The following is an 18,197-nucleotide window of genomic DNA, read 5'->3' as shown; positions in this document are numbered from 1 at the left end:
ATTTCCGACTATAGTTGTGACAAGTTTGTAAAGAGTAAAAAACGACGAGTTAAGCCCGCCGTTACTTTCACTCATCCTCTTCATCAAAAACTTCATCAATCATACATTTCTCTAATAAATACTCGAATGTAATATCTGCGAGATCTTCAATTTCTTCTCGTTTTGGGACGTATCCTCTTTCAATTAGTTGCTCATAAAAAAACTCCGCAATCTCTTCCGTATCAATTACGACCTCAATTTCCTTCATGAGCATCACTCCTTTATTTCTGTTTTATGAAAAAATCTCAAAATTATGTATATGAGATTAGAAAAATAGTTTTTCTTTTTTTATAGGTCATATCCTTTGGACGAGATACATACGATGGTAGTACAAGCTATCAAAAAGGGGGATTTAATTATGGAGTACCAATATGAGGTAGAACAAGAAGTAGGGCAAACAAAAGAAGAGTTCATGCATGAAGATCAATGGGCAGACTCTCTTATTAAATGGCTTTTTATTTTTTTAATAATTGTAGGCATACCTTATACTGCATATGTTGTTGTTCAATTCATTCTCTCTTTCTAGTTAACTATTTTTTCTCTGTCAATTTAACTAAATAATTATGAACAACATCCATAACAATTTTGTATTCTTCATCTTTAAATGTATCGAATAACAATTGATAATCGTTATAAATATCAAGTAATCCATCAATGATTTCTTGACGATTTGTCTTAACACTCACTTTTTTTGAGTTGTTAATTGACTTTAATTTTCCTAAATCTAATTTATTCATACCAGCTTTATCTTGTTTCATTTTCTTCAAAATTGCATTTGCCGTTTGAGCATTAGCAAGTAACGTTAAATCTGATTCATCCGCTTCTAACCATTCACCATCCGTAATTCGTGACAATTCGTATATAGTATCTTCCCATGCGTCATTTTTATATCTCCATACTTCTGTACGAAAACCAACAATACGAAACACATCTTTATCATATCCTGTTACTTGCACGAGATCACCAAATGTGAAATTATAGTTTAATTCAATCCACTCAGTTTCACCTTTTTTCATATCTTGCTCTGAAACGTGCTGCAACGTTTGCTCTACGTAAAACCCATCGTGATTATTGACTTCGTAAACGTAAACTCCATCTAAAACCTTCATATTTGTGATTTTACCAACGGTTCCATATAGCGTAATCACGACTATGTCCCCTACGTTATATTTAGGTTGCTTTTTTCTCGCCATCTATATCTCTCCTTTTTTTGACGTCGTGATTTTGATAACAGTATATGCAACCTACATAAAAACGCTTATCACAGAAGCGTATATTCATAAATTTTTTCAATAAAAAATATCACTGTATAAAAAAAATTATTTACAACGTAAAAAAAGCTAGCAAATAGACTAGCTTCACGTCAAAAATTTCATATAGTTCTTATCTCTCTTGTATGTATAAATCCCAAGCTTCATCAAATATAGACATACTTTCTAGCAATCCACTTAACTCTAAGTATGAACTAATTTCATCATAATCTTCAGATTGCTTTGGAAAGCTTAAATCATCATACATTGCTTCTGCTAAATTCGATACTTCATTACTAAATAAAGCTGCACGATGCTTCATCATATAGTGGTAAAATGTCTTTTTCAAAAATATTCCCTGCCTTTCTAACTTGGATACATTATACAAGGCAAAAAAGAAAAAAACCAGCATAAAAGCTGGTTAAAAGTCGAAATAATTTCTTTTTAATAGACGTGGTCTTCCCATTAATTCTTCATATGTTAGTTGTTTTGGTAAATCTTTCGTATAAATTAGAAACAATTGATCTTCTATTTCTTTCACTGTTTGATCTGCTTGATAGTCCATACCACATGAGGAACAAGAAATGCATGGTGTCTCTTGGATTTCAATGGCTTTCGTACCATCTGGTAATTCCCAATATACAGTATTCAAGCTTTCTTTCGCTTCTGTACTGTCACACCACATACAATTCATACTGCATCACCCTCATTTTTTTTGTCGTTTTCTTCTAATTTAGCCATTTGCGATTGATACTTTTTATCTTTAAGTTGATCACGCTTATCACGTTTATCTTTTAGTGATGCATGAGTGTCATTATCTTCATAGTCTTTACGACGGCTCATACGCTGTAAGTCGTCTGGAACAAGGTTAAATTTCTTATCACTCATAAGACCTGCAATACCAACATCTGAACGTTTTTCTTCGTAGTTTGGATAGATTTCTTTAAAGTACCCTTCTGCTCTTCCTGGGATATAACTCTCTGGCTCTGGATACGTTGTAATAACACCTTCAAAGTTACGAAGTACAACTTTATCTGCACTTTGCGAAATTAAATAGTTTGGTTGAAGCGCAATTTTCCCGCCGCCTCCTGGTGCATCTACAACGAATGTTGGAACCGCATAACCAGATGTATGACCGCGTAAACCTTCAATAATTTCAAGACCTTTAGATACTGGTGCACGGAAATGACCAATACCTTCAGATAAGTCACATTGATAAATATAGTATGGACGTACACGGATTTTTACTAAGTCATGCATAAGTTTTTTCATAATTGGAACGCTGTCGTTAATACCAGCTAAAATTACTGCTTGGTTTCCAACTGGAACACCAGCATTCGCTAGCATTTCACATGCTTTTTTCGATTCCTCTGTAATTTCAATAGAAGTATTGAAATGTGTATTTAACCATACTGGATGGTATTTTTTAATAATATTACATAAGTTTTCTGTAATACGCTGCGGGAATACTACCGGCGCTCTCGTTCCGATACGAATAATCTCGACATGCGGAATCTCTCGTAAATTTTTTAATACATATTCTAAAATTTTATCGTTAATAAGAAGACCGTCACCACCAGAAATTAATACATCTCGTACTTGTGGTGTATCACGAATGTAACCAATTGCATCATCTAATTGTTTCTTCGGCACACCCATTCCAATTTGTCCACTAAAACGACGTCGTGTACAGTAACGACAATACATAGAACATTGATTCGTTACTAAGAACAATACGCGGTCTGGATAACGATGTGTTAGCCCTGGAACTGGTGAATCTTCATCTTCATGAAGCGGATCTTCTAAATCATATTTTGTTTTATATAACTCTTCCGAGATCGGTACAGATTGCATCCGAATCGGACAGCGTGGGTCATCAGGATTCATTAGCCAAGCATAGTACGGTGTAATATTTAACGGGATCGTTTTTGTTGAAATTTTAACGCCTTCTTCTTCTTCAGGTATTAAATTAATCACTTTCTTTAAGTCATCCAAAGTTTTGATCGTATTCGTTAATTGCCAAACCCAGTCATTCCATTGCTCTTCAGTAACATCCTTCCACAACTCGATATCCTTCCAGTGACGATTTGGTTTGTATACATCATGTAACATTGCTATTCCCCCTTTTTATACGCTCATCCTTTATATAAGCAATAGTTATGCCAACTTTACATTATTGATAAGTAAATGTATGGAGAACGCTATTACATAAACAAAAAAATATTTGTAAGCACTGTATGAAATCCATACATACTATCATATTCATTACTTTTTATATATGTAAACACGCTTTTATTGGTGCAAACACACAAAAACCGCCAATTATTCGGCGGTTTTGTCGTACTTACTCAATTTATATTGAAGCGTTTGGCGAGGGATACCTAACATTTTTGCAGCTTGTAATATATTCCCTTCCGTTTCAATTAACGCTTGATCTATTAATTCCTTTTCCGTTTGATGAAGTGCTTCTCTAAGTGGCAATATGCTCTTCTTCTTTGGCAGATCCTCTTTCCGAAATGTACGCGGTAAACAATTGGCTGTTAGTGTATCCCCTTCTGCAATAATGACAGCATGTTCGATCGTATGTTTTAGTTCACGAACATTGCCAGGCCATTGATAAGTTTGTAGTCTTTCTTTCGCTTCCCTATCCATTTGAAGTACACCTTTTTTATAACTTTTATTATATTCGTTCAAAAAATAAGACGCTAATAATAATACATCCTCAGTTCTTTCACGTAGCGGCGGAATATATAATGAAAAGACATTTAATCGATAATATAAATCCGTACGAATTTTATTCTCTCTTAAACATACTTCTGGTGGCTGATTCATTGCGGTAATAACGCGAACATCTACTTTTCTCGTCTTATTATCACCAATTCGACGAATTACACCATCTTCTAACACACGTAGCATTTTCGCTTGTAAATCGAGAGGCATTGAATTCAGTTCGTCTAAAAACAATGTCCCACCATCTACAAGTTCAAATAACCCCGCTCGTTCAATTGCCCCGGTATAGCTACCTTTTGTCGTTCCGAACAATAAACTTTCTAATAGCGACTCTGGCAAAGCTGCGCAGTTTTGTGCAATAAATGGCTTGTTCTTCCGTTTAGAATCTTCATGAATCGCTTGTACAAATAACTCTTTCCCTGTTCCTGTTTCCCCATATATTAAAACATTCGCATCAGTTGGCGCTACTTTTTGTGCTAATTCTTTCGTCTGTTTAAATCGAGCATCATCCGTCACGATCGTCTCAAATGCAACATGCTTTTTAATTGCTTTTTTTCTAGATGACCGCTTTATTTTTGACTGCAAATCTACAATTGTATCCGTAAGTTTTTGAACTGTAGAATAGTCCTTTGCAATTTCAACAGCTCCAGCAATATTTCCATCTATAAAAATAGGTAACGTCGTATTTACTGTACAAATGTCTTCCCCATTTAAATTTTGATAATGCTGAACTTGATGAACGATTGGTTTTTTTGTATCTAACACTTTCATTAACGTACTTGTTTCCCTAGATAAAGAAGGAAACGCTTCTAACAAATGTTTTCCTAACACTTTTTCAATTTTTGATCCATCGTGTTTTGCAGCTACAGTATTATAAAAAATTGTAATACCATTTTCATCTACTGCGTGTATAGCCTCATCAATACTGCCCAAAATCGCTTCAATGACTTCTTGTGTCGAAACTGCTAGCAATGTCATCCCCCCTTTTGCCGAAAATCCAGCAATAACATGCCGAATTTCTGGCATACCTATATGCGATTATAAGCATGACGATTCCGTTCTATTTTTTATACCGTACTATTTAGACAAATCTTTCACCCATATATTCATATCTTCCAGCTTATCGAAAATGTAGCAATTGTTCGCCAGTCTTCCTGTATACGTATAACCTAACTGATGAAAAGCCGCATTCATTCCGAAAGAAAGCGATCGAGCAATTGTATAGGAGCAGAAAATCGATTTTTCTTGCAGTTCTTCTTCTAACTTAATTAGTAAACTTTTCATAAACCCATGTTTACGATATTCGGGTAAAGTAGCACAATTCGTTAATTCTGCATTTCCTTCTTTTATATTCATTTCTGCAGAGGCTGTACTAATTATTTTCCCCTCAAATTCATACACATAGTATATTGTATCGTCTTCTTTCATCGTTTGTTTTACATAACTCGCTTCGTTTAAAGGCGTCGGATAAACTTCAAATACTTCTCCAAAGACAGCTGCTAATTCTTCCGCATCCTCTTCTGTCGCTTTTCTTAATAAAAATTTCTCTGGGACTATTTTTTCCTTTACTTCTTTTGCTTTAACACCGCTTAAAATGGTATCTTCCTCAGCCCAATGAATACTATTTCGCCTTTCATCATTAATAAATTTCACGAAGAAGTATGCATCGTGACCTTGAAAATAATGCGGTATTGTTGCTTCCAATAAAAAACCGAAAGAGAGCCATGTAGAAACATGCTCTCCCTTTCCTTTAATAATACATTTAGTGAAAGAATGCTTCTCTGCTAATTCGTCAATTGTTTGGATAATCCTCTCAATATTTCCTGTGTAGTGGTCTACTCGAATACGTTTATTAAAATAGTCTAAAACGCCTTCTACTGTATAGCCATTCGTCTGTTCTCTAAAAGATTCATAGTATTTCATTTTTTCACCTCACACCAATCTAGTAATGTACATGCAATAATTTTTGCGGCAGCTATCATTTTATCAACTTCTATATATTCGTTTGGATAATGTGCTACTTTCGTCTCTCCTGGACCAAATACTATCGTTGGTACGTTAGCGATTTGTGTAAATAAACCTCCATCAGTCCCCCACGGAGATGCTTCAATAATTGGTTTGTTCCCTTCGATTTCAACAAAGTTATGCTCTAGTGTCGTAATTAACTCATGATTTTCTTCTAGTTCACCAGGAACCCACCTCGCTCCAAACCACTCTACTTCTACAGGATTTTCAACAAACCAATTGTCCACATCATTTAATTCAGCGATCCAATTCTCAAACTCTTCTTTTGCTGCCTCTATAGTCTCATTCGGCGCAATACCACATCTTCCTTCTAAATTTAACGAATCAGGAACAGAACTTGGCCAGCTCCCACCTTCAATTTTCCCAATATTAATTGGAATTGGAATCGGGATTCCTTTAAATAACGGGTCTGTAATTCGGTCATTTCTCTTAACTTCCAATTTTCTCAAATGATCTACAACAAACATACTTTTTTCAATTGCACTTACTCCTTCATAACGCGTTCCACCGTGTGCTGCTTTGCCTTTCACATGTAGACGAAACCACATGGACCCTTGTTGTTTCGGGAAAAACTTCATATTTGTCGGTTCTGGAATAATAACACCATCTGCTTTATATCCTCGTAATATAGTCGCTAATGTTCCTGCCCCGCCGCTTTCTTCTTCAATTACACTTTGAAAATAAATATCTCCTTTTAATTCAATACCAGATTCAATAATGGCTTCCATCGCAAGCATCAGTGCGACATTGCCGCCTTTCATATCCGTTGTTCCACGACCATATATACGATTCCCTATTTGCTCACCACTATAAGGGTGATGGTCCCACTGATTCACATCTCCTTCTGGTACGACATCAATATGTCCATTTAATATCATAGATTTCCCGTCGCCACTTCCTTTTAAAGTTGCCACTATGTTCGGGCTATCCGAAAAACTTGTACGCGGTGATACAAAATAAGGATGATCTTTCATTTTAGAAAATGAAGGTTCCCAAATATCAAGATCTAAACCTAGCTCACGTAATTTTTCAATTACAATTGCCTGCGCACCACTTTCATCACCAGATACGCTTTTTTCTTGAATTAATCGTTTTAAAAATTTTACGCTTTCCTCTTCATGACTCTCGATATAATCACAAATTTTCTTTTTTAATTGCTCCATATATTACATCTCCCCTCATTCGATTACTAGTAAGTTAGAGCCAATTTTAAAATCAGCTTCTGTATGTTGTTTTATATCTTCCACTGTGTATGGACTCATTAATTCTTGTAAAACGAGTCCATCCTGCGTCACTTCCATAACTGCCATATCCGTAATAATTAAATCTACACATTTCTTTGAAGTTAATGGTAATGTACACTCCGAAACAATTTTTGCATTTCCGTATTTATCGACATGATTCATCACAACAACGACCCGCTTCGCTTTTTGTGCCAAATCCATCGCTCCCCCAATACCTGGAACGCGTTTTCCTGGTACAATCCAGTTCGCTAAATCACCATTCTCACTTACTTGTAATGAACCAAGAATCGTTATGTCTAATAAACCTTTTCGAATCATCCCAAACGCTGTGCAACTATCAAAATAACTCGCTCCTGTAATAAGAGAAGTCGGTAAACCTGCTGCATTACATAAATTTTCGTCTTCATTCCCTTTTCTTGGCGTAGGTCCCATACCTACAATTCCATTTTCCGCATGAAACATAACGTTTATATCGTCAGAAAGATGATTCGGTACAAGCGATGGTATACCAATACCTAAATTTACAATCATACCATTTTGTATTTCTTTTGCCGCGCGCCTAGCAATCTTATCTCTCACTTCTACGCCCATACCCATTTCCAATTCACTCCTTCCGACGGTACGATATAATTTACAAATACTCCTGGGACAACAATTTCTTCTGGATCTAAACTTCCAAGTGGAACGATTTCTTCTGCTTCTACAATTGTTATATCCCCTGCCATAGCAACGTGAGGATTCATATTTCGAGCACTTTTATCAAACACAAGATTACCAAACGGATCCGCTTTTTTTGCATATACAATTGCAACCTCAGCAGTTAATGCTGTTTCAACTAAATATGTCTTGCCATTCATTTCAACTGTACGTTTTCCCTCTTCTACAATCGTATCAACACCTACATCAACTAATACACCTCCAAGTCCTACACCACCAGCGCGAATACGCTCTGCTAATGTTCCTTGAGGAGAAAACTCGATTTGTAACCTTCCTTCGTTGAGCTGTCTTCCTGCATTTGGATTTGAACCAATATGTGAAGTAATTAATGATTTTACTCTTTCATTCGTAACAAGACGACCGATTCCTACATCAGGAAATCCCGTGTCATTTCCTATTAAATTTAAATTTGTAACTCCTTTTTCTAAAATCGCCTGTATTAAAGATGGGGGAGATCCGATCCCCCCAAATCCTCCAAACATTAATGTCATATCATCGTGGAACAAAGAAATTACTTCCTCTATCTCTTTTAATTTATCGAATGTATTCGTAATAGTTGTCATGCGATACTATGCCCTCCTTTTTGCATCATTTCTTCTACACTTTTTGCAAAAATCGAAAGTAATTCATCTAACTCGGAATATGTAGTTGTCATCGGCGGTGCTACAAGCAGTGCACTATCTTCTTTTCCTGCTTGCCCTGAAACAGCTTGGTATAAAAGAAGACCATTTTTAGCTGCAACCGAAATAAGTTCCGACGCTTTTGTAAACGGTTGCAATTCTACTCCAATCAGCAACCCTTTTCCGCGCACATCAGCAATGATTGTCGATTGTTGCTGAACTTTCTGTAGTCCTTTTATTAAATACTCTCCCTTTTCTGCAGTTTTTTCAGGTAGATTATGTTTCTCCATATATTCAATAACAGCTAGAGCTGTTGCTGCAGATAATGGATTTGCACTTAACGTATGCCCACTCATTACAGAACGCGATCCACGTAAAATTGGCTCCATAACACGGTCACTTACAATCGTCGCTGCCATCGGTGTATATCCAGCTCCTAAACCTTTACCAAGAGTCATAATATCCGGTTCTACCCCCCAATGCTCCATCGCAAACCATGCGCCAGTACGACCAAGCCCTGTCATTACTTCATCAGCAATAAATAAAATATCGTAATGACTACAAATATCTTTAATGACTTTATAATATTCTTTCGGCGGAACGACTGCGCCTCCAGCTGCTCCGATAATCGGTTCAGCGATAAAAGCTGCGATATGTTCTGCACCAATTCTTTCAATTGATCTTTCTAGTTCAGTCGCGCAAGCAAGCTGACAAGTTGGATATACCTTTTGCACTGGACATCTAAAACAATATGGAGCTGGAATAGTTGGATAATCTTCTAAAATTGACACGAAACGTTGTCTGCGCAGTGGATGCCCAGACATTGATAAGGCTCCCATCGTAATACCGTGATAACTCATCCATCGTGACAAAATTTTATGCTTCCCTTGAATACCTCGCTCTTGAAAATGCTGGATTGCAATTTTCATAGCTGTTTCATTTGCTTCCGTACCACTATTCACAAAAAAGCTCCAGTTCAAATCTCCTACACTTAAATCGCTTAATTTCTTCGCTAATTTTTCAGCTGGTTCACTCGTAAACTGTGATCTATAAACGAAAGCAATCTCCTCTGCTTGCTTTTTTATAACATCTGCAATCTCCTTTACGCCATGCCCAATACCTGCCGTAATTGCCCCTGACGAGCCATCAAAATATTTATTTCCGTTTTGATCATACAAATACACACCTTTTCCATGTGAAATCATTGGATACGGCTGACCAACAAGTGGTTTAATTAAGTAATCGCGCATAGCGCTCCCCCATTTCTCCAATTTGTATATATATATGAAGAAAATTGACGTTTCTTTCATAAAAAAGAACCCTCTGCGAAAGCAGTGATTTTATCAAAAAACTATTATAAAATATACAAATGAGTGCTAAATATTAATTCGAAAAACAGAAAATTCAGAACTTAAAAACGAAGACCAACCCTTATCTATACGCTCAAATAACCCTCCTTTATATAAAATAAACGCTTCACTACATACTTTCTCAACATAATATCAGCTGCCCTCAATTGCCGACATTGTGTAAACTTCGACGAAACTCCCTTTAAACTCCTTCCTATTCTCCTACTTTATATTGCATATTTTCAAACAAATATCGACAATTAATCCCACTAAATGCATAGCAATTATTTTTATAGAAACCAATATTTCACATACATTCTCCTCCGTTTTATACAATAAAAAAAGAACCGATTAACCACATTAATCAGTTCGGCACGACGCTCTTTTATCGGTTAATACTGCCACTTGCTAACGTAAATAGAAAAAATAATGTTACAAATTCAAAATTCATCCTACATCCTAAAGCACAAAATCGTCCATAACGCCATTCATAATTCCTTTTGGGATATCCCCATCCCAATATTTCATTCCTTTCCTTATATTTGAACTACCTTTCCTTTATAATTTATGTAGGACAATTATCACTTTGTATGTGTATTTGCCCATTATTAAAAAAATCCCTAGTTTCCTAAGGATTTTTGGACATGTTTTCGATATGTTACTTCATACGCTCTTAAGGTTTTTTATTTCGAAATATACATTGTAATCGGTACATCATCACCCAACATAGATGATATATTGCTGTTTACTCTAGAAAATTATAAGGCACTTTCACCTAAAATACACTTATCCATAAGCAATACTCTTTATTAATTTTTAACTTTTCTCCTTCAAAAAACAATTTTCTCGCATAACTTCTTTCTTGTTAAGCATATAGTTTTAATGATGACAAAGGAGGAATGTTCATGTCTCAATCTGAAATTGAAAAATATGGACAAGAAGCTGCACGTTACGAACAGCTCGCTCGTTACTATCAATTTAATAATCCGAAAAAATATGTAGAACTATATATGAAATATTACGATGCGCTTACGAAACTTGTACAGGCGTATGAAAAAAGAGATTCACAAGAAGCTGCTTTACCGTCACACATACGTTTTTTTCACTCTGCTTCAAATACACCTGCGGTTGACATTTTAGTAAACGGGCAAAAGGTTATTAAAAATATTTCTTTCAAACAATTTAGTCCCTATTTAACATTAGTGCAAGGTAAATACCGTATAGATATTGTCCCAGTTGGAAATGAAACTCCCATCTTTTCAGCTTTAGTACCAATAATGGGGAATCACACTTATACTTTTGCTGCAATAAATAGTGACAATCATCTACAATTACAACCTATGCTTGATAATACACATTTACCAGCTGGTCAAGCAAAAATGCGTTTTGCACATTTTTCTCCAGATACCCCTGTTGTAAATGTAGATTTAAAAGGTGGAGATCATTTATTTGAAAATGTACTCTTTAAACAAATAACAGATTTTTTAGAAGTTAGTCCTGGTACAGCAGATATTGAAGTTTCACTCGCCGATAATCCCAGCGTCTTACTAACTATACCGAATTTCAAAGTCGAACCGAACATCATATATACAATTTCACTTTTAGGTTATTCAGCGAAAGATCCTAAATTAGAAGCCGTTATACTTACAAATTAAAACAGTCTACACCATTCATTTGGTGTAGACTGTTTATTTTTGAAATACAATTTGAAATTCTGTCCATTCGTTATCTGAACGGCACATGATGGACCCATTATGTTTTTCTACAATTTGTTTACATACAAATAATCCAATACCAGTTCCTAACTTTTTAGTAGTTACAAATGGTTCAAAAATCGTTTCTACACTTTCAGCTGGAATCATTGGCCCATTATTTTTTATCACAATTCGAATCGATTGATCTTCTTCAAATACATCAATGATAATTTTCCGTTCTTCTTTCATTGATTCTAGAGCGTCAATTGAGTTCATTAATATATTTAAAAATACTTGTCTCACTTCACTCCGATAGCCAACAAGTGGAATTTGATACGGTAAATTCTTTTCAATCGAAACATTTGCATTGACCAAACTCGGATATAAGAACTGTATAATATCTTGAAACAAATCGTTAAGCCAAAATCGTTCTGATTCATTCCACATTTCTTTTTTCGATACGAGTAAAAATTGCGAAATACGAAAATTTAACTGGTCTAATTCATGCGAAATAATATCTAAATACGATAAACTTGGATGATCTGCTTTTAATAATTTAACAAATCCCATAATTGAAGTGAGTGGGTTACGGAATTCATGTACAAAACTTGCTGACATTTGCCCTAAAATCGTCAGCCTTTCTTTATGTGTTTCGTTAATATATTGCTGTTTTTCCTCTAAATTTTTTGATATAATTTCCGAGTATTTTAAAACAGTATAATAAATTAATTTATCAAAACAAGTATGTATTTGGGCCATAATCGGTTTCAATTCACGTGCGCTAACATCTAATTCACACATCGCTTCGAAAAGTTCATTTCTTCCCACATTTGCATTATAAACAAAATCTCCAATATTCGCATCTGCCCCTGCACGTTCAATAGCAATTTTCTCGCATAATGGCTGAAGATAATCTATATCTTTTTCTTCCATAGTAAGTTCGATAATTAACTCTAATAAATCCTCTCCATTTTGAACTGCTTCTAGTTTATATGGATCTTTATCGGAAATTATCATTTTGTTTTTCCAGTTCTCAACGAATTGGTGCCTGTTGTTTTTCAAGTGCGAACAAAATACTTCTTTAATATCCTTATCGATTGGAAAAACCCCCATTCCCTCCATTTCCATGCGACGAATACCCTTTATATTTTGAATATTAACACAAAAAATGCGATTCGTTAATAGATTATTGTCACATTTTGTTAATATGTGTTGATAAAATTTTTAATGTCTTTATTAAAAGTTTAAATTGATACATTCCATTTTCCTTCCTTTCATTCAAATTTTTTTACATTCGATGCGACTTTTTTTGCATCCTGCTTCATTCTTTCGTACAATAGAAAATGAAAGGTGTGAAAAATATGGTAAATAAAAATGTGGAAGATTATCTCCAAGAAGGCATTTACGGCCAAAAGCAGAACAAACCAGAAGAACGTAATATGTATTTAACTACATTACGTGAGCGTGTAGAAATCGCTTTAACTATCGGTCAAGTAATGCAAAGTAATGTATATTCTGAAGTAGCTAGTAGCATGCGCTCTTCTCAATCATTACAAATATTCCTAAATGGTGGCATTGCTTACCCACATTTATCAAAATACATTAAATTAGCAAATGAAAAAAATGTTCCTTTTACAATTGTTCAAAATAAAGGCATAGAAACACCAATCGGTTTAGTATTATCTCATAGCACCGCTATTGACAAAGAACAAATTTATGTAGAAGATGCTATTTTCAAACAAGAAATGAAATAAAAGGTACACTTGATTAAATGAAATCGTTCTGAAAAACGTAAAACAAACAATAAAAAACGAGTATGGAATCGTAAACATTTCCTTCTCGTTTTTTATTGTTTTGTTTAAGCTTAATCTACTTTATTTTTTAATACACACTAATTTCATTTCTGTCATTTCTTCTATTGCATATTTAATTCCTTCACGCCCCGTACCGCTTTCTTTCACACCACCGTAAGGCATATGATCTACCCTAAACGTTGGAATATCATTTATCATGACACCACCAACTTCAAGCTCATCAATTGCACGCATTGCTTTAAACAAATTATTTGTAAACACACCTGCTTGTAGGCCGTAACGTGAATGATTTACTTGCTCTATCGCTTCATCAAATTCTTTAAATGTATTTACTGTCATGAGTGGACCAAATACTTCTTGGCACTGAACAGATACATACTCTGGAACATTTGTTAATACAGTTGGTTCAAAAATCCTTGCATCACGTTTCTTACCACCGTATAAAACAGCTGCCCCTTCCTTAATAGCTTCTTGCACCCACATTTCTATTCGCTCTACATCTTTTTTCGAAATTAAAGCCGATACATCCGTTTCTTCCAGCAATGGATCCCCAACAACAACTGTTTCCATCGCTTTCTTTAGCTTTGAAAGAAATTCATCCATTCTCTTTTCATGTACAAAAACACGTTGTACCGAAATACAAACTTGTCCATTGTTTACAAATGCTCCCCATTTTACACGTTCAATTAATTCATCTGCTAATTCTACATCTTCATCAATAATTACAGCAGCATTTGATCCTAGTTCCAATGTAACTCGCTTTAACCCAGCCTTTGCCTTAATTCCAATTCCAACTTTCGGACTTCCCGTAAAAGTAATGGAAGCAACATCATCATTTGTAACTATCGCCTCACCTACAGTTGAACCGGGACCAGAAATAATATTTAAAGCTCCTTTTGGCAATCCTGCCTCTTCAAATAATTCAACTAATGCGTAAGACGATAATGGCGTTTGATCAGCTGGTTTTAACACAACTGTGTTTCCGGCAGCAATTGCAGGGCCGACTTTATGCGCCACTAAATTTAATGGGAAATTAAATGGTGTAATAGCTCCTATAACCCCAATCGGTTTACGTATTGTGTATGCAATACGCCCATCTGCACCAGGTGCTGCATCAAGTGGCAGTGTCTCACCGTATATACGCTTCGCTTCTTCCGCTGCAAATTTGTATGTCTGAACGGTACGATCTACTTCTCCCCTCGCAGCACGAATTGGTTTTGCAGCCTCTTTTGCAATAATCTCTGCAAATTCTTCTCTTCTTTCATCCATTTTTTGTGCAACCTTCTCTAAAATAGTCGCACGATCATATGCAGATAATGTATTCATTTTTTTCATTGCATTTTTTGCAGCAGTAACAGCCTCTTGTACATCTTCTTCCGTTCCTTGTGCAATTTCCGCTAACGTTTCTTCAGAATATGGTGCGTATAATGGTTTATAAGTGTTTACAGGCTTCCAATCTCCATTTATATATAAATGCTTTTTCATAATTCTTCCCCTTCCAAATATATGTTTACAACAATATTTCACCTAGTGAAAGGTCTGACTTATGTCATTGTATCATAGCACTTATTCTGCCAAAAACATTATGCTCAAAAAAACCCTGCCATATAGCAGAGTCTACGAACTAATTTGTTCTTGAAATGGAATTTGTTTTTCATCTTCTAAAATAACAATTGATTCTACAGTTTTTGTTACTTCTAATCTCTTTATATAGTGTCCATCTAATTCTTTTACACAAAACTTATAATTTTCAATTTCAATGAAATCCTCTTCAGCAATTTCTATATTCTTCGTTAAAATCCAACCACCAATTGTATCAACACCATTATCATCAATCGTTAAACCTAATAACGTATTCACTTCACTAACAAGCACTTTTCCCTCTAGTATTGTTTTCGTTTCACTAACTTTTTGAATTTCTGGCTGTTCATCCGTATCAAACTCATCTTGAATATCTCCCACTATTTCTTCTAAAATGTCTTCAACTGTAACAAGTCCAGACGTACCACCATATTCATCTATCAATATAGCAATATGTGTTCTTTCTTTTTGCATTTTTAAAAATAAGTCGTGTATTGGGATAGAGTCGATAACTAAAATGATTGGCCTAATATATTGCTCTACTTTCTTATTACTTACTGCATTATGCTGCACAAAATCTGTGAAAATATCTTTAAAGTTTACAAAGCCTATTACGTGATCTTTGTCCCCATCTACAACTGGATATCTCGTATATTTTTCCCGAGACATTTTTTGCAAAGCTTCTTCAGCAGGCATTTCTTTACTTATAATATGCATCTCAGTTCGGGGTACCATTATTTCTTTCGCTATACGATCATCAAATTCAAAAATTTTATTTACATATTTATATTCAGACTGATTAATCTCTCCATTTTTGTAACTTTCTGAAACTAATAACCGTAATTCTTCTTCTGAATGAACCTCATCGTGCCCTTTCGGTGGTTTCAGCCCTAACAACTTCGTAATAATGCGGGCTGATCCATTTAATAGCCAAATAAATGGAAACGCCATACGATAAAAGAAAATTAATGGTTTAGCAACAAACAAACTCACTTGTTCAGCTTTTTGAATCGCGAATGTTTTTGGGGCCAATTCCCCTATTACAACATGTAAAAATGTAATAAACAAAAACACTAAAATTACAGCAAACATGTCTGCTAGTTGAGTAGAAATGTTCAAATTTGCAAAAAGCGTGTCAAACATTTGCTTTAACGCCGGTTTACCAAACCACCCAATCCCCAGAGCTGTAACTGTTATTCCTAGCTGACAAGCAGATAAATATTCGTCTAAGTTTGTAATGACTGTTTTGACAGATGTTGCGCGATTATTTCCTTCTGCAATTAAATAGTCAATTCGTGAACTTCGCACTTTAACAATTGCAAATTCTGCTGCAACGAAAAATGCCGTTAAGGCAATTAAAACAATCACTATACTTATACTATATATGTCCAAATACTTCTCCTTACTTACATTGTAAGCAAGGAAGCCACCTCCTACTTAATTTTATTCAAGTGAAGTAAGCATTCTAATACTCTAACAAAATTCTACATTAGCAACCACCTTTTTATATATTATATGCATACATAAAAAAGATATTTATCATTATGATAATCTAATTCATTTCCCTTAGTCAAATAGTTCTAAATCTTAAGATAAAAGATTTTATATAAACGATATATTCTTCACAGCTTCATTTCGTGAAAAAACACTTTCTTTGCCGATTCCACACTTCTTTTGTCACACTAGAAGGGAACTTCCTTCATAGATCGAAATCATTCAACAGGATATATATAGGAGGGATTATTTTGGAATATAAAACACCATTTATCGCAAAAAAATTAGGTGTTAGCCCAAAGGCTGTTGTCCGGATTGCACAACAATTAAATCTTACGATAGAAAAAAATAAATATGGTCACTTTATTTTCACACAAGAAGATTTAGATCAAATGTTAGAATTCCATCTTTTACAAATAGAGCAGTCTCAAAACTCTCACCCTACTCAAAAAACATCATCAAATGATGTTGAAGAATTAAAAACTCAAGTAAATACAATTGTTCAAAACAAATCATCACATGAATTTGAGCAATTAGCAGCTCAATTAAACACTATTACGAGAAGGCTAGATCGAATGGAAGAACAAATGCAAGATAAGGCAAATGATGTTGTTACGTACCAACTTTTACAACATCGCCGTGAAATGGAGGAAATGTTAGAGCGGATTCAAAAGCTAGAAGCTTCCCTCAAGAAAGAAGAACCAATATATATTACTCCCGATTCAAAACCAACATATGAACGAGAAAAGAAGCCGAAGCGCCGCAAAATGATTTTTAGTATATTTGGATTATAATTTTTAGACCCTTATTAAAATAATAAGGGTCTTTTTTCATGAAGAAAGACTTCATATTAAAATAGCATTCTCTTTATTATATATATTCATTTCGCTTTATTTTGTTAACATAATATTTTTACTGTATTCTGCGATTAATGCCTGTGCATGAGCATTCCCTTGAATCACATCTCGAAATTCTTTTAAAGAATACAAATGCGTAGCCCCTTTTCGGGCATGAATTCGCACTGGTACACCTTGTAAAGTATCATGAAACTGAAATGGCTTATCTACCGGTTCAATTGGGAAACCGAGTGTTAATAAATACATATACATTCTTTTTGTCACTGCTGCAATATACCATTCTGCTTTCGTTTCTAATGCATGCATAAATAAAATAGCTGTTAGTCTTTTGAAGTGTCCTCTCCCACGAGACGTTTTCGCAATACTTAACTTGCCTATTTCATACACATTTTTCAAATCTTTCACTAAATCATTTTTAGAAAACGGATAGAAAAACTCAGAATTCGATTGCTCTGGTTCCGTATACTTAATACATTCTACTGTACCAATATGATGTTCATCTTCTATTAATAAAAATCGTGATGGATTTAAATTACGTTCTACGAACATTAAGTTTCTTTCTTCACAAAAATCTCCCCATAGTTGCTCGAACCAAAAATGTTCTTCTTTTGTTTGAACACGCTGGAACATATTTACCCGCCTTTCCCATCGCCGCTCTGTTTTTGATAACGCTTTCACTATCTATCATATAAGAACAAATCTTCGTATGCAACTAAAAATATTTATGACTTATTATATTCTGCAAAATGAATTAAATTCCATCTTAATTGTCTTTTATCCCTC

The 18,197-nt window shown here is 34.8% G+C and carries 19 protein-coding genes; 4 read left to right on the top strand and 15 right to left on the bottom strand.

All coding sequences use genetic code 11. The features are described from left to right. Positions 1 to 67: 67 nt before the first annotated feature. Positions 68 to 247 carry a YozD family protein gene (locus ILS93_RS19400; RefSeq protein WP_000658451.1) on the bottom strand — a complete coding sequence of 60 codons (180 nt, stop codon included), beginning with the start codon at positions 245 to 247 and terminating at the stop codon, positions 68 to 70. Positions 248 to 397: 150 nt separating this feature from the next. On the opposite strand from ILS93_RS19400, the gene ILS93_RS19395 reads away from it, so the two are divergent. Next, positions 398 to 565: a DUF3930 family protein gene (locus ILS93_RS19395; protein ID WP_000456535.1), complete on the top strand. Its 168-nt coding sequence runs from the start codon at positions 398 to 400 to the stop codon at positions 563 to 565. 4 nt (positions 566 to 569) lie between these two features. On the opposite strand, the gene ILS93_RS19390 is transcribed toward ILS93_RS19395, so the two are convergent. The 10 genes from ILS93_RS19390 to ILS93_RS19345 form a co-directional block, all read right to left on the bottom strand. Then, positions 570 to 1,232: a hypothetical protein gene (locus ILS93_RS19390; protein ID WP_000101496.1), complete on the bottom strand. Its 663-nt coding sequence runs from the start codon at positions 1,230 to 1,232 to the stop codon at positions 570 to 572. A gap of 190 nt (positions 1,233 to 1,422) precedes the next feature. Next, positions 1,423 to 1,638, bottom strand: coding sequence for a YozE family protein (locus ILS93_RS19385; RefSeq protein ID WP_000750728.1), 216 nt, complete (start codon positions 1,636 to 1,638; stop codon positions 1,423 to 1,425). Between the two features lie 72 nt (positions 1,639 to 1,710). Further along, positions 1,711 to 1,983, bottom strand: coding sequence for a YokU family protein (locus tag ILS93_RS19380; RefSeq protein ID WP_000995761.1), 273 nt, complete (start codon positions 1,981 to 1,983; stop codon positions 1,711 to 1,713). Next, entirely contained in the window at positions 1,980 to 3,401 is a 1,422-nt protein-coding gene (gene kamA / locus ILS93_RS19375; protein WP_000902134.1) for a lysine 2,3-aminomutase, read from the bottom strand. Before kamA ends, ILS93_RS19380 begins: the two co-directional genes overlap by 4 nt. Positions 3,402 to 3,611: 210 nt before the next feature. Then, entirely contained in the window at positions 3,612 to 4,997 is a 1,386-nt protein-coding gene (rocR, locus tag ILS93_RS19370) for an arginine utilization transcriptional regulator RocR (protein ID WP_081257456.1), read from the bottom strand. 99 nt (positions 4,998 to 5,096) lie between these two features. Next, positions 5,097 to 5,942 carry a putative beta-lysine N-acetyltransferase gene (gene ablB / locus ILS93_RS19365; protein WP_064477329.1) on the bottom strand — a complete coding sequence of 282 codons (846 nt, stop codon included), beginning with the start codon at positions 5,940 to 5,942 and terminating at the stop codon, positions 5,097 to 5,099. Beyond that, positions 5,939 to 7,207, bottom strand: a complete 1,269-nt coding sequence (locus tag ILS93_RS19360; RefSeq protein ID WP_064477330.1) for a peptidase — start codon at positions 7,205 to 7,207, stop codon at positions 5,939 to 5,941. The genes ablB and ILS93_RS19360 overlap by 4 nt, the downstream gene beginning before the upstream one ends. Before the next feature lie 15 nt (positions 7,208 to 7,222). Further along, entirely contained in the window at positions 7,223 to 7,885 is a 663-nt protein-coding gene (locus tag ILS93_RS19355; RefSeq protein WP_064477331.1) for a CoA transferase subunit B, read from the bottom strand. Then, entirely contained in the window at positions 7,870 to 8,568 is a 699-nt protein-coding gene (gene atoD / locus ILS93_RS19350) for an acetate CoA-transferase subunit alpha (RefSeq protein WP_000208097.1), read from the bottom strand. The genes ILS93_RS19355 and atoD overlap by 16 nt, the downstream gene beginning before the upstream one ends. Then, positions 8,565 to 9,875 carry an aspartate aminotransferase family protein gene (locus tag ILS93_RS19345; RefSeq protein ID WP_001205889.1) on the bottom strand — a complete coding sequence of 437 codons (1,311 nt, stop codon included), beginning with the start codon at positions 9,873 to 9,875 and terminating at the stop codon, positions 8,565 to 8,567. The genes atoD and ILS93_RS19345 overlap by 4 nt, the downstream gene beginning before the upstream one ends. A gap of 1,004 nt (positions 9,876 to 10,879) precedes the next feature. On the opposite strand from ILS93_RS19345, the gene ILS93_RS19340 reads away from it, so the two are divergent. Next, the gene (locus tag ILS93_RS19340; protein ID WP_064477332.1) at positions 10,880 to 11,629 is read left to right on the top strand and encodes a DUF4397 domain-containing protein; all 750 of its coding nucleotides are present in this window, start codon (positions 10,880 to 10,882) and stop codon (positions 11,627 to 11,629) included. Between the two features lie 33 nt (positions 11,630 to 11,662). Here the strand turns inward: ILS93_RS19340 and ILS93_RS19335 are convergent, their stop codons facing one another. After that, complete coding sequence (locus tag ILS93_RS19335; protein ID WP_081257457.1) at positions 11,663 to 12,796, bottom strand: BA2291 family sporulation histidine kinase; 1,134 nt, start codon at positions 12,794 to 12,796, stop codon at positions 11,663 to 11,665. 233 nt (positions 12,797 to 13,029) lie between these two features. Between ILS93_RS19335 and ILS93_RS19330 the strand changes: the two genes are divergently transcribed. After that, entirely contained in the window at positions 13,030 to 13,422 is a 393-nt protein-coding gene (locus tag ILS93_RS19330) for a YueI family protein (RefSeq protein ID WP_064477333.1), read from the top strand. Positions 13,423 to 13,542: 120 nt separating this feature from the next. On the opposite strand, the gene ILS93_RS19325 is transcribed toward ILS93_RS19330, so the two are convergent. Both ILS93_RS19325 and ILS93_RS19320 read right to left on the bottom strand, forming a co-directional pair. Next, positions 13,543 to 14,967 carry an aldehyde dehydrogenase family protein gene (locus ILS93_RS19325; protein WP_064477334.1) on the bottom strand — a complete coding sequence of 475 codons (1,425 nt, stop codon included), beginning with the start codon at positions 14,965 to 14,967 and terminating at the stop codon, positions 13,543 to 13,545. A 132-nt stretch (positions 14,968 to 15,099) separates the two neighbouring features. Further along, positions 15,100 to 16,455: a hemolysin family protein gene (locus ILS93_RS19320; RefSeq protein ID WP_064477335.1), complete on the bottom strand. Its 1,356-nt coding sequence runs from the start codon at positions 16,453 to 16,455 to the stop codon at positions 15,100 to 15,102. Positions 16,456 to 16,808: 353 nt separating this feature from the next. On the opposite strand from ILS93_RS19320, the gene racA reads away from it, so the two are divergent. Continuing rightward, positions 16,809 to 17,351 carry a chromosome-anchoring protein RacA gene (gene racA, locus ILS93_RS19315; protein WP_064477336.1) on the top strand — a complete coding sequence of 181 codons (543 nt, stop codon included), beginning with the start codon at positions 16,809 to 16,811 and terminating at the stop codon, positions 17,349 to 17,351. A 96-nt stretch (positions 17,352 to 17,447) separates the two neighbouring features. Here racA and ILS93_RS19310 read toward each other — a convergent pair whose 3' ends face one another. Beyond that, positions 17,448 to 18,044 (bottom strand): hypothetical protein, encoded by a 597-nt coding sequence (locus ILS93_RS19310; RefSeq protein ID WP_000487799.1) that lies wholly within the window; start codon positions 18,042 to 18,044, stop codon positions 17,448 to 17,450. Positions 18,045 to 18,197 lie beyond the last annotated feature (153 nt).

Source organism: Bacillus sp. 16GRE42 (assembly GCF_019837435.1).
GTDB classification, from domain to species: domain Bacteria; phylum Bacillota; class Bacilli; order Bacillales; family Bacillaceae_G; genus Bacillus_A; species Bacillus_A wiedmannii.
Note: the sequence above shows the minus strand (reverse complement) of the source record. Positions and strands in the feature narration are given on the sequence as shown.